The organism is Larkinella sp. C7 (assembly GCF_006149005.1).
Classification (GTDB): Bacteria; Bacteroidota; Bacteroidia; order Cytophagales; family Spirosomataceae; genus Larkinella.
In genome coordinates, this window is record NZ_VBSL01000009.1 from 188,317 (window position 1) to 201,357 (window position 13,041).

The 13,041-nt window shown below is 53.0% G+C and carries 10 protein-coding genes; 5 read left to right on the plus strand and 5 right to left on the minus strand.

Translation table 11 applies throughout. From position 1 onward, the window contains the following. Genes FH871_RS22000 through FH871_RS22010 form a run of 3 tightly spaced genes read right to left on the minus strand, consistent with a single transcriptional unit; the run spans position 1 to position 2,753 of the window. Positions 1 to 1,122, minus strand: a complete 1,122-nt coding sequence (locus tag FH871_RS22000; protein ID WP_138993590.1) for a M20 family metallo-hydrolase — start codon at positions 1,120 to 1,122, stop codon at positions 1 to 3. After that, entirely contained in the window at positions 1,112 to 1,996 is an 885-nt protein-coding gene (locus FH871_RS22005) for a trypsin-like peptidase domain-containing protein (RefSeq protein WP_138993591.1), read from the minus strand. Before FH871_RS22005 ends, FH871_RS22000 begins: the two co-directional genes overlap by 11 nt. A gap of 46 nt (positions 1,997 to 2,042) precedes the next feature. Next, positions 2,043 to 2,753 (minus strand): LytTR family DNA-binding domain-containing protein, encoded by a 711-nt coding sequence (locus tag FH871_RS22010; RefSeq protein WP_138993592.1) that lies wholly within the window; start codon positions 2,751 to 2,753, stop codon positions 2,043 to 2,045. A gap of 476 nt (positions 2,754 to 3,229) precedes the next feature. Between FH871_RS22010 and FH871_RS22015 the strand changes: the two genes are divergently transcribed. After that, positions 3,230 to 3,784 carry an RNA polymerase sigma factor gene (locus FH871_RS22015; RefSeq protein WP_138993593.1) on the plus strand — a complete coding sequence of 185 codons (555 nt, stop codon included), beginning with the start codon at positions 3,230 to 3,232 and terminating at the stop codon, positions 3,782 to 3,784. A 24-nt stretch (positions 3,785 to 3,808) separates the two neighbouring features. Here the strand turns inward: FH871_RS22015 and FH871_RS22020 are convergent, their stop codons facing one another. Beyond that, positions 3,809 to 5,290: a gluconokinase gene (locus tag FH871_RS22020; protein WP_306439248.1), complete on the minus strand. Its 1,482-nt coding sequence runs from the start codon at positions 5,288 to 5,290 to the stop codon at positions 3,809 to 3,811. Between the two features lie 308 nt (positions 5,291 to 5,598). Between FH871_RS22020 and FH871_RS22025 the strand changes: the two genes are divergently transcribed. Continuing rightward, the gene (locus FH871_RS22025; RefSeq protein WP_212768256.1) at positions 5,599 to 7,005 is read left to right on the plus strand and encodes a VCBS repeat-containing protein; all 1,407 of its coding nucleotides are present in this window, start codon (positions 5,599 to 5,601) and stop codon (positions 7,003 to 7,005) included. A gap of 46 nt (positions 7,006 to 7,051) precedes the next feature. Here FH871_RS22025 and FH871_RS22030 read toward each other — a convergent pair whose 3' ends face one another. Beyond that, on the minus strand, positions 7,052 to 7,642 hold the full coding sequence (locus FH871_RS22030; RefSeq protein WP_138993595.1) for a hypothetical protein: 591 nt from the start codon (positions 7,640 to 7,642) through the stop codon (positions 7,052 to 7,054). 232 nt (positions 7,643 to 7,874) lie between these two features. Between FH871_RS22030 and FH871_RS22035 the strand changes: the two genes are divergently transcribed. Genes FH871_RS22035 through FH871_RS22045 form a run of 3 tightly spaced genes read left to right on the plus strand, consistent with a single transcriptional unit; the run spans position 7,875 to position 13,008 of the window. Then, the gene (locus FH871_RS22035; RefSeq protein WP_229317471.1) at positions 7,875 to 8,543 is read left to right on the plus strand and encodes an RNA polymerase sigma-70 factor; all 669 of its coding nucleotides are present in this window, start codon (positions 7,875 to 7,877) and stop codon (positions 8,541 to 8,543) included. A gap of 49 nt (positions 8,544 to 8,592) precedes the next feature. Further along, positions 8,593 to 9,588, plus strand: a complete 996-nt coding sequence (locus FH871_RS22040) for a FecR family protein (RefSeq protein WP_138993596.1) — start codon at positions 8,593 to 8,595, stop codon at positions 9,586 to 9,588. A gap of 30 nt (positions 9,589 to 9,618) precedes the next feature. Beyond that, positions 9,619 to 13,008 carry a TonB-dependent receptor gene (locus FH871_RS22045; RefSeq protein WP_138993597.1) on the plus strand — a complete coding sequence of 1,130 codons (3,390 nt, stop codon included), beginning with the start codon at positions 9,619 to 9,621 and terminating at the stop codon, positions 13,006 to 13,008. Positions 13,009 to 13,041: the final 33 nt, after the last annotated feature.

Genomic DNA, 13,041 nt, shown 5'->3' on the forward strand with positions numbered 1-13,041 from the left:
TTACAGGATTTGTTCTAACATTCGGATATATAACTCAATTCCCTGTTCAATTTCCCGCAAATAAATAAATTCGTCGGCGGTGTGCGATCGTTCGGAGTGACCGGGACCGCATTTCAGGGAGGGGCAATCGAGCAGGGCCTGGTCGGAGGTGGTTGGCGAACCGTAGGTCTCGCGTTTCAGGGCAATACCCGCCTGCACAATCGGATGGTCCAGGGGAATGCTCGACGGTTTAAGGCGAATCGAACGCGGCTGAACCGTCGAGCGGATGTTTTTGCGAATCGTCTCGATGATTTCTTCCAGCGTGTACTGTTCCGTGGCGCGGACATCGACCGTAAACGTGCAGGTGTCGGGAACGACGTTGTGCTGCGAACCCGCGTTGATGATCGTCACCGACAATTTGACCGGTCCCAGCGTCGGCGACACTTTCGGAAAGGGGTTACTGGTCAGCCATTCAATGTCTTTGATGGCGTAATAAATGGCGTTGTCGCCTTCGTCACGGGCAGCATGGCCGGATTTTCCTTTGGCCGTACAGTCGAGCACCAGAAGCCCTTTTTCGGCAATGGCCAGGTGCATCTGCGTGGGTTCGCCCACAATGGCAAAGTCGATGGGCGGCAGTTCGGGCAGAATCATTTCCAGCCCTTCGCGACCGGATATTTCCTCTTCGGCCGTAGCGGCCATTACGAGGTTGTAAGCCAGGTCTTTTTTGTCGTAGAAATGGCAAAACGTGGCCATGAGCGACACCAGACAGCCCCCGGCGTCGTTGCTGCCCAATCCGTAAAGTTTGCCTTCACGCTCGATGGGCTGAAAGGGGTCGAGCGTCCACGATGCATTCGGTTTAACGGTATCGTGGTGTGAATTGAGCAATAAGGTTGGTTTGGCGGGATCGAAAAACCGGTTGTGGGTCCAGACGTTGTTTTTGGTTCGCTTGTAGGGAATGCTGCGCTGGCGGAAAAACTGCTCGATGAGAACCGCCGTACGGTCTTCCTCCCGGCTGAGCGAAGGGGTTGCAATGAGCTGCTTTAAGAGGTCAATAGCGGCTTCCGTTTGTGTCTCCAGCGAATAGGCCGTGAGTGGTTTCGTTTTTGTGCCTGCGGACCGGTCTTTGGGTGCGTTATTCTTCATAATATTTAATTCTCAAATCTCGCAGGAACTTCTTGATGATGTCAACGTGAACGCACTGGCCAACGTTCAGAAACGGATAATTGGACACGCGGGTCTGGCGGCCGTTCACAATCACATCCCGGTCTTCGATGTCGAAACCGAGGTGGAGGTGGCGCGTGGAGCTTTGCATCCCATAAATAATCCCGCTGGTATCGAAAAGTGGGCCACCGCTTTGTCCCCGCAAACCGGGTGTGCTCATTTCAACGCCGACGATTTCGCCGTTCTCGGCCCGCAGCCGGGTCACGATGCCGTCGATGGGAAAACGCGGGGTGTTGCTGCGTCCGTCGGCGGTCCACTCGATGTCGTCGAGATCCGGGTTAAAACGGTAGTTGGTGAATTCGGGGAAGGGATACCCCAGTCGGCACAGGCTCCGGCCCTGCTTGATTTTGCTGCTATCGCGCAGAAAAACCGCACAGGCGTTGTACTTAATCTGGCTGTATCCCTTGAACTGAATAACGGCCAGGTCCTGCGTGGGGTGGAGGTGGTAGGTGATTTCCGAAAACTGATCGACCGAGTTGACAAACTGGTTCTTGATCCGGATGATGCTTTCCCGGCGCAGGTTGTATTTATTTTCCAGTTCTTCCTGCCGCCGGGTCTGGTTTTTGTCCCGCGGAATGGAACGGCGCTCGCCCTGAAACTGGATGTAATTTTGATGGATCGTATCCGAACTGATCAGTTGTTCGGCCACGTGCTTGCAGGTGACGGCGCAGGCCTGTTCATTGACGAAGAACATGGTCGAACAGGCCGGAATTACTTCGCTGCTGCCATACCGCCGGACAATCGATAAAATAGGACGTACAAAAGGGTCGACCCGCTCAATGGCTTCAACAAACATAAATTGGGAGGTAAAACGGTCGCGCAAGTTAGCAAATCCGCTGATTTTACGGTTCTGATTTTTTATCGAGCAGATTCAGGAAACCTTCGAACTTATCCCGGTAGGAAGCACCCAGCGGAATCTTGGTCGTGCCTACAAGGATTGTCCGATAATTGTAGCTGTTGATTTTGGATAAATTCAATAAGTACGATTTGTGAATCCGGAGGAATTTATGCCTGGGGAGCAGATTTTCCAAATTGGAAATTATTTCATTTACCACCACCACTTTTTGGTTGATAACCACCTTGCAGTACGTGCCAAAAGCCTGTATGTACTCAATGGCGTCGTAATCGAAGCGTTGCATGGCGTGGCCCACTTTTAAAAAGATGAAACGATCTTCGGTCAGGCTGTTTTGGGCCAGTTGAACCCCCAGGGCGCGGTTGACGGCCCGGATAAATCGACTATAAGAAAAGGGTTTGAGCAGGTAATCTGCTACATCGAAATCGTAGCTCTCAACGGCGAAATCGGGGTTGGCAGTGGTAACAATCACCGTTAAGGGTTTGGAAAACGAGCGTAACAGATCCAGCCCTGTTTGGTCTGGAAGGCTGATATCCAGCAAGATAAGGTCAAAATGCTGCTGTTGGAGGAGGCTTGTGGCATCCCGAACCGTTCCGCTAACCTGGGGGGGCATAAAAAAAGGGAGCCGTGCCAGGTACTCCTGCAGGATGGCTACTGCCGAATCAGAATCGTCTACAATCAGACATTGACGATATTTCATGAAATTGAGCTATATAAGTAGAGGAGTGTTGTTACGGTATAACGATAAGCCGGTAAATATAAGTAAACAAGTTTTTTGAGCAAGCAACCCAGCCGATATTAACGAACAATTTTTACTCATCGTACTCTAAAGAGCATTCATGCCCTAAAAAGTCCTATTGGGCCACTATTTAGTGACGCGGATACTCACTTTTAAAGTCAGAAATCCTTTACAATAAGTTGATAGGTCCAAATATAAGTATTTATACTCTATATGATTCGGTTTATAATGTTAATCTATTTGTTCATGCTGTTATCCCTGTCAACTGGGCCCTGTGGCGGGATAATTGTATTTAACAATCATGTAAAATCAGTAACATCACTGTTGATTTTAGACTCAAAAATTAACGCCATTTCCGAGGTTGCCGGTTTGGGAGGACCTGTTTCTGTCGGACCTAAACGTAACAGTTCATTATTGGATATTTATTTCTCTGCCTTATGAAACGTGTATTGAAAGACGAAGAACTCATCGGTGCATATCTGAACACCCGCCGGGCGGATTGTTTGGAGACTTTGTACAAGCGCTATGTGCATAAAGTGTATGGTAGTTGTCTGACATTTACCCGCGATCCGGTCAAGGCGGAAGATTATACGCACGACATTTTTCTTCAGGTTTTCATCAAGATCGATCAGTTTCAGGGACGCTCCGCTTTTTCGACCTGGCTGTTTTCCATTTCACAAAATTATTGCCGTCAAAAAACCCGGGTGGCAAACCGCATGGTGTTGGTGGCTATGGATGAAGTTGATATCGACAACATTCCCGATTCGGAAGGCAGCGATACCGCCCATGCCATGCTGAGCCAAATGGCGGTGGTAATGGAAAAAATTTCGCCGGACCGAATGGCGTTGCTACAACTCAAATACGTGGATAATGTTGACGTAACCGAAATTGCCCGGCAGTACAATATTAACCATAGCGCCGTCAAGATGCGGTTGAAACGGACGCGTGAACAGGTGATCGATGCGTATCAAAAGCAGTTTATGATGGACTGATTGTGGGGGTGCCGCCGGGTGGTTCTAGGGTAAAGCCTGTTCAAACCGTTTGTACACCGCCTGATACCGCCGGTGACGTTCGGTGTCAGGCTCGAACGTCTGGCCAAAACCCACGTGGCGGGTGGCTTCGGACAAGGACGAAACCCGCCCGGTGGCCTTCATTGTCAGTAAGATAGCGCCAATGGCGCCACTTTCGTTGCTCTCGTTGAGCCGAACCGGAACGCCAAAAATATCGGCCATCATCTGCACCCAGAACGCGGACTGGGCAAAACCGCCGTTGGCGTGAATCACTCTCGTGGGGCCGGTGTGCCGCGACAAAATGCGCTCAATGCGGAGCAGATTGAACAACACGCCTTCCAGCGCAGCCCGCACAAAATGCGCCCGCCCGTGGTGCCAGTCGACATTCAGGTAGGAGCCCCGCACGCCCGCGTCCCAAAGCGGAGCGCGCTCACCCTGCAAATAAGGCAAAAACAGCAGGTCGTCGGAACCGGCTTCCACGGTGGCAGCTTCGGCCAGAACGTCGGTGGTCTCGGTTTGCGTCAGCTTTTCGGAGACCCATTGCAGGACATTCGCCCCGTTGTTGGTAGGGCCGCCGACCACGTAGTAATTTTTGTCCGTCGGATCGTTCACGTTCAGGATGTAACTGAATAACCGCCCTTTTTCGTCGCGTAAAGGCCGTTGAACCGTCCGGCGGATGGCTCCACTCGTGCCAATGGTGATGGTGGTGATGCCGGATTCAATGGCCCCGGCTCCCAGATTTGCCAGACAGCCGTCCGACGCCCCGATGTACAGGGCCGCTTCCGCCAACCCGTTGGTAACGGAGTCTGGTAGCGCGGAGTTCGTGAGCTTGCCGGCGTAGGTAGTAGGCACCGGTTCCGACAACTGCTCGATCCGGATTCCGGCAAACTCGAGCGCGGGCGAATACCATTCTTTCCGCTGGCTGTCGAATAAACCGGTGGCGGTGGCAATCGAATAATCAATCTGGTATTGCCCCGTCAGCTTGTGCCAGATGTATTCCTTGATCGAAATCCAGCCCGTGGCCCGGCGGAGCAGCCGCAGATGGTGTTCGCGGAACCAGGCCAGTTTGCAAAGCGGAATCATGGGATGCAAAGGCGTGCCGGTTCGCTCATAAATGTCTTTGCCGAGAGCGGCCTGGTCGTGGCGCAGGGAAGCCGCCTGTTTTTCGGCCCGGTTGTCGGACCACAAAATGGCGTTGGTGAGCGGTTTTCCGGCGTCATCGACCCCCATGCTGCTGTGCATGGCCGAGCTGAATCCAACGGCTTCGATGCGCCCGTTCTGCTGCTTCACTTCCCGGCAAACTTCGTCCAGCACGTCGACCAGGTTCGCCCAGACTTCCTCCGGGTCCTGTTCCGCATAACCGGGTTGGGGGTGGAGCGTTGTCAGGGGGACGGAAGCGTGGGCAACAATATCGCCGGTTTCCGGCTGAAAAGCGAGGGCCTTAACGTTAGTCGTGCCGATGTCGACGCCGAGAATGCAATTCATCATAAAAGTAAAGGGCGGCTAATGCAGTGCAAAGAAATGGGAAAAAGTGATAGCGATTTCGGAAAAGGTCAAACGACAGTCTGCCACCAGTTGAAAAACAGGCGGTTTTGTGATAAGTTTGTTCTGTTTTTTATCATACGATGTCTTTCAATAGATCAATTTCGTTTTTCGTCTTTTTGTTTTTTGTTTTTTGGGTAGTGGCGTGTAATCAAAGCCCAAAGTCGACCACGCCAACCGAACCGTCAAGCTTAAGTGGACCGGAACTAGCCCGGCAGTACTGCACAGGCTGCCACGCTTTTCCATCACCGGAGTTGCTGGAAAAAGACATCTGGAAACGGAAAGTGTTGCCGCAAATGGCACTTCGGATGGGCTTTTCGGCCGATTCCCTCTCGCCGTTTCGGCAGTTGAGCGACCCCGACGAAATTCAGCGGGTGCTGCAATCGACAGCCTTTGCCAACGCGCCGATGGTGCATCCCGACGATTGGCAGAAAATTACCGACTATTACGTAAAAAACGCGCCTGAAAAGCCGTTGCCACAAGCCCCCCGCCCCGCCATTTCATACGATTTGCCGCTGTTCAAAACTCGCAAACCTGCCCAGCCCGTCGATAATCTGGTAACCCTGCTGGCCTACCAGCCGACGAGTCGGCGGATTGCGGTGGGGAGTCGGCGCGGAAGGCTGTATTTTCTGGATAATGGCCTGAAAAAGGTCGATTCAGTGGTGACCTTTTCGCCCCCTTCCAGCCTGCGCACCCGTCCCGACGGCAGTCTCGATGTGCTGGCGATGGGAACGATGGACCCCAACGACCTCCTGAATGGCGAACTGCTGCACATCGACCGAAATCCGGCGACGCAAAAGATTGATCGGACGGTGTTGCTGAAGCGACTGCAACGCCCGGTCGATGCCACCTATGCCGATCTGAACGGCGACGGGAAAGAAGATATTCTCGTGAGTCAGTTCGGATTTTATACCGGACAACTGACCTGGTTTGAAAATACCGGGTCGACCTACACCGAACACGTTCTGGAACCGGTGCCGGGTGCGGTTCGAACCGTGGTGACCGACATGAACGGCGATGGCAAGGCGGATATTGTCGTTTTGTTGTCGCAGAGCGATGAGCAAGTTGCGATTTTTAACAACGAAGGCGGGGGGCGGTTCTGGAAGAAAACCGTGCTGCGTTTTCCGCCGGTCTTTGGGTCCAGTTACCTGGATGTGGTTGATTTTGACAAAGATGGTGATATGGATCTGCTCTATACCAATGGTGATAATGCGGATTATTCCAACACCCTGAAGCGGTACCATGGCGTTCGGCTGTTCCGCAACGACGGCAATTTTAAATTTCGGCAGGTGTGGTTTTATCCCCTGCACGGGGCCACGAAAGCCCTCGCCCGCGACTTCGACGGCGACGGTGATCTGGATGTTGCGGCCATTGCGTTTTTCCCGGATGTGGTGCGCAAACCGCTGGAGAACTTTGTGTTTCTGGAAAACCGGGGGAATAACCGGTTTCGGCCGAAATCATTTCCCGATGCGGATCAGGGCGCGTGGCTGACGATGGATGCCGCCGACGTCGATCAGGATGGCGACGAGGACCTGCTGCTGGGTTCGTTTGCCTTCCGGGTAACACCCACGCCCAAGGCGTTGCTAGACCGCTGGCGGCAGTCGAAAGCCGGGGTAATTCTGCTGGAAAATCAGTCGAAAACATCAAAACAGATCGACTGATGGCCTACGGAAAGCCATCCAGCCGATCTGTTTGATGTCGGTTAATTTACCACGTAATGGCTTTCAGGCGCACTCCCTGCGGATTTTCGGCATCCGAGAGTTTGAGGGCGGTTTTGCCACTTTCAACCTGGTAATTCATGGTTTCCTGCTTCAATTCTTCCTTTCGCGCATCGCGGTTGATGTTGCTCCTGGGCGCACAGCCGTAAAAGCCCCGGTAATTGCCGCTGGTGGGGGTGATGACAAACGAACGGTTCGCTTCGTTAACCTTGACGGTTCCTTTAAAAAACGTGTAGGCTTCCGTCCGGCAATTGTAGCTCGTGGTGGAGTTAATGACGTACTCTTCGTAGGTGCCATTGGCGTGAAATTCGAACACCAGGGCCTGCTCGTAGGCGTTGCCGGTGTATTTGCCATTGTAATCCCAGAAATTGGTCGGTGAGAACGTTCCATACGACCATTTGCCGACGAGTTCTGCCGGTATTTTTCCGGTTGCCGGGGGCGGATTACCGGAATTCGGATTTTGGCCGCTTCCGTCGCCGGATGAATGATCCGCCGGATCAACGGATTCATTGCCGCCTTTTTTACAGGCAATCGAAAGGAGTACCAGCGCCAGTAGCGCCAGAAAACGCATTTTTACCATTGTTCAGTCGTTTTTGTTGTTTGTGATTCTGTTTGCCAGAATGGGTACAAAGCAAGGCAAGTGTGCGTCATCACCCAAAAACCGGGTGTCTCAAAAGGTCAAACCGGTGACTGAATTGCTAAAAACCATAACTGAATTGACCAGCGGTCAAAAAAAAGTCAACTTTTTTCAAAAATCACTAAGGGTAAAATAGTGCAATAAAGTCTTTAATTCGTTTTAGAGATCTGCGCTAATGGCTACCTTTACCCTGTTGAATCCTTCGATATCGCCCGAAAACCGCCCTACGCCTTCCATTGCCGGAGAGAAACCGGTGACGACGGTGTATGATTCCGAGCTTTTTTTGCGGAAAGCCTTTGAACAGGAGCCGCGGAAAGGGTTTGAACTGCTGTTCCGGCACTATTATACCCCGCTGTGCAGCCATGCTGTCCGGTTCGTCTATTCCCGGCAACTGGCCGAAGACCTGGTGAGTGAGGTGTTCTACCAGTTCTACCGCACGGAAGCGTACCGAAAAGTGCACTCCTCCTACATCAGCTACCTGTTCACGGCGGTTCGGAACGAAGCTTATACGCACCTGCGCCGGGAGTTTGGCAAAACCGACTCCATCGATGCCACTACCGAGAATCACCTGACGGGACATCAGCCGCAGCCCGATTCGGAAGTCCATTTCAACAACCTGTTTCTGGCCGTCAACGACGCCATCAGCCAGTTGCCCGCGCAGTGTCGGCGGGTGTTTCTGCTGAGCCGGTTCGAGAATAAAAAGTACGAAGAGATTGCCACCGAATTGCAGATTTCCCCCCGAACCGTTGAGGTGCATATCTCCAAAGCGCTCAAACACCTGCGCCAGACCCTGCGGGAAGAATGGGCGGTGCTCGTCTGCCTCATCAATCTATTTTTCTGCTGAACTAAGGGGAAAAGTAGCTTTTCAAGTCTCTCGTTCAAATGCCATAACCATGAATCATTCGGTATCGAAACATACCCTGTTTACCTATCTGGCCGGACAGGCAACCCCGATCGAGCGTCAAACCGTGGAGGAATGGCTGAAAAATCCGGCCAATACCCCGACGTTCCACGCATGGCTGCTCGAATGGGAGATCCGCTCCCTGCAATTTGTGCCGGATCAGGAAGCGGCCTTTGAAAAAATGGTTCAGCGGCTGGACCAGACCGAAAGGCCGGAAGCAGACGAAGAACCGATGCCCATTCGCAAACCGCTGTTCTTTTGGGGCGGCTGGAAACCGTATCTGGTGGCAGCAACGGTTTTGCTGGCGCTGCTCATTCCTCTGCGGAATAAACTGTTTTATCAGACACATTATACGACCTACGGGGAAACGAAAACCCTCCGGCTGGAAGACGGAACCGGCGTGGTATTGAAATCCAATTCATCCTTGCAGGTCCCCCGGTTTGGCTTTTACACGAACATACGGGAAGTTTTTTTGACGGGAGAGGGCCGGTTTTCGGTGACGCATAAACCCGATCACCAGCGTTTTGTGGTCAAAACGTCCGACCAGTTTCAGATTGAAGTACTGGGTACGGAGTTCACGGTGTATGCCCGGAAGCAAAGCACGAACGTGGCGCTGGGCCGGGGCAAAATCCGGGTCGATTACAGCCGGGGCGCCGATAAACACCAATTGACGATGAAACCGGGCGATCTGCTGACGCTCAGCCACCAGGGCAATCTCCATCTGCGCCAGCTTCCGGCGGTTCCACCGGCCGAAACCCGGGGCAAAACCGGGCTGACCTTCAAGGAAACGTCCGTGTGGGAAGTGTGCTACCTGCTCCGCGAAAACTTTGGCCTGAAAGTAGAAATCGTCGATGACTCACTGGCGCAACGAACCATTTCCGGAAATTACCACGCCGACAATGCCGACGAACTGCTTGATGTTCTGACCGAAACCCTTGAAATCAAAACCGAGAAAACCGGCACGGGTCTCCTGCTAAAAAACAACTGATTGTTCCCATTCCTTTTTATTTCAGATCAAATGAAGAAAGCTGTACACCACCTGGGCTTGTTAGCAGTGCTATTGATCGGCTATCCGGTTACCGGTTTTTGCCAGACGCTGGCGTCTGCCCAACACCTGCAACGCTCCGCCGGACGAAGCGCGCAAATGCAACTCAAAAACGTTTTGCTCGATTTGCAGCGCCATTACCGCGTTGAAATTGTGTTTGAAGACCGGATCATGGCCGGGAAAAACGGGCCTTCCGAACCGGTCAACCTGAACGTTTCTGTCGAGAAAAATCTGCACAATCTGTTGAAGAATACGGGTTTGCGGGTGAAGAAAATCCGGAAAGACACGTTTGTGATCACCGAAGAGCGGAAAACGAAAAACGACCTGTCGAACCGGACCCCGGAAACGCAGCCGGAAGCTTCAATGCCCGCCACCACGCCGGTTGATGAGCGTGCCGATGGCAATGCGCCCGAACCCGTTGCCAACCACCAGCCCGTTGTGGCCGACCTCAGCATCAGCGGCACGGTTATCGACGAATCCGGGGCGGGATTACCGGGCGTCAGCGTCGTGTTGAAAGGCACGACCCGCGGTACGACCACCGACAGCAAAGGATTCTACCAGGTGAATGTGCCCGACGAAAAGGCGGTTTTGGTCTTCAGCTTTGTCGGTTACATCTCCCAGGAAGTGACCGTCGGAAACCGTTCCACGGTAGGGGTTAAACTGGAAAACGATACCAAGTCGCTCTCGGAAGTGGTCGTGGTGGGCTACGGTACGCAGAAAAAAGTGAACCTGACGGGGGCCGTATCGTCCATCTCGAACGAGGAACTGGTGCGACGCCCCGTGGGCCAGACCTCAGCCGCTTTGCAGGGCATGATGCCGGGGGTGACGGTGACGCAGCGCTCCGGGCGTCCGGGTGCCGACGGCGGTTCCATCCGGATTCGCGGGGTTGGAACGCTGGGAAACTCGGACCCGCTGGTGCTCATCGACGGCATTGAAGGGTCGATGAACAGCATCGATCCCAACCTGATCGAGACGGTTTCGGTCCTGAAAGATGCGGCTTCGTCTTCCATTTACGGGTCGCGGGCGGCCAACGGTGTGATTCTGATCACCACCAAACGGGCCAAGGGCAACCGGATTTCGGTCAACTACAACAACTATGTCGGCTGGCAAACGCCTACGAATTTGCCCAAAATGGCCAACGCCATCGACCACATGCTGCTCACCAACGAAGCGTATGTGAACGTGGGCCGTTCCCCGCTGTACTCCGATGATTTAATCCAGAAATACCGTACGGAAGGCGCTTCCAACCTCGATTTGTATCCCGATACGGACTGGCAGAAAGAAGTGTTGACGGGTTCCGGTCTGCAACAGAGCCACTTTGTGAGCATCAACGGTGGGAGTGATAAAATCCGCTTTCTGACGTCGGTAGGTTACTTTGACCAGAAAGGCGTCATCGAGAATTCGACGTTCAAACGGTACACGCTCCGGAACAATGCCGACATTCAGCTCTCTAAAAAATTCAGCGCGCGGGTCGATCTCCAGCTCGTGGCAGCCACGACCCTCGAACCGGGCCGGGGTTCCGAGGAAGTATTCCACTGGATGAACCGGATTCCGGCCAATCAGATCGGCATCAATTCCAACGGAACCTGGGGCGATGGCTGGAACGGCGACAACCCGATTGCGATGTCACGCGACGGCGGAACCCGGAAGAACAACAGCCCCTATGCTTTCCTGAATGCGGCCCTGGTGTACAAACCGACTTCCTTTTTGACGGCCGAAATCGCCTATGCGCCCAAATATGCCCTGTCGATCGAGAAAAATTTCAACAAAGCGATTCAGGCGTATAAACCCAATGGTGCACTGAGCTTTCTGGCACCGGCCCGAAGCACGCTGACGGAATTAGAAAACAGATCGCTCTATACGACCCTGCGCGGAACGTTGACGTTCGATAAAGCGTACGGTGATCATGGATTGAAAATATTAGCCGGTTTTTCCCGGGAAGATTTTCGAAATGACAATGTATCGGCTTACCGGGAGGGCTTTCTATTGCCCGATTATCAGGTGCTGAACGCCGGGGCTTCGGACATCCAGCGGGCTTCGGGAGGAGCCTCGGAATGGGCGTTGCAATCTGTTTTCGGACGAATCAACTACGATTACAAACAGAAGTATCTGCTGGAGGCCAATGCCCGCTACGACGGATCTTCCCGGTTTGCGACGGGGCGTAAATACGGTTTTTTCCCTTCGGTATCGGGCGGCTGGCGGATTTCACAGGAACCGTTTATGCTGCCGGTTTCCAACGTGGTCAACGAGCTGAAATTGCGGGCTTCGTGGGGACAACTGGGTAACCAGCTCATTGGAAATTATCCGTTTATGTCGTCGCTGCAGTTCGGCCCTTACACGTTCAATAAACAGATTGTCAACGTTGTTGCCCTCAATACGCTGGCGAACGCGGATATTTCCTGGGAAACCACCGAAATGACGGACATTGGTCTGGACATGACGCTGTTTTCCAACCTGTCGATTACCGCTGATTATTTTTCGAAACGTACCAAAGATATTCTGTTGGAACTGGATATCCCGGCCATCATCGGTTTGGGAAAGCCTTCACAAAATGCCGGCGTGGTGGAAAACAAAGGCTGGGAACTTGGCATCAATTACAAAGGAGCCGTCCGGAATTTTCGCTATGATATCGGATTCAATATATCGGATGTTAAAAACAAGGTGATCGACATGCGGGGTGTCAACCTGACGGGCCTGACTGCCAACCGGGAAGGCTACCCCATCAATTCCCTCTTCGGTCTGGAGTCGGAAGGGTTTTTCCAGACGGCCGACGAAGTGGCCGCCCACGCCCAGCAGTTTGGGGTGATCAAACCGGGTGATATCAAATACAAGGATCAGAACGGCGACGGTCTCATCAACAACGATGATAACGTGGTTTTTGGAAATACCATTCCCCGCTTCACCTACGGCAGCACGCTGAATGCGTATTACAAAGGGTTTAGCTTAAACATTGTTCTTCAGGGCGTTGGCAAAGCTGACGGCTATCTGAATGAGCAGGGCATCATGCCGTTCTTTCTGGGTGGAACCGTGCAGGAACAACACAAAGACCACTGGACGCCGGAAACGCCAAATGCCACTTTTCCCCGGCTGGCATTCAGCGAAGCCAACAACGAAAAAAACTCCAGCTTCTGGATGCGGAATGCCGCCTACCTGCGTCTGAAAAATATTCAGATTGGCTACACGCTGCCGACAAACCTGACCCAGCGCGCGGGCATCAACAACGTGCGGGTTTTTGCCAACGGCCAGAATCTGCTGACCTGGGATAAGTTCTGGGACGGCTACGATGTCGAATCGCCGGTCGGTTCGGGACGCAGCTATCCGCAGGTCAAAATGGTCAGCTTCGGACTTGATGTCAGCTTCTAAAAACCGCCGGTTTTCCTTCCCATTTTCAACTGA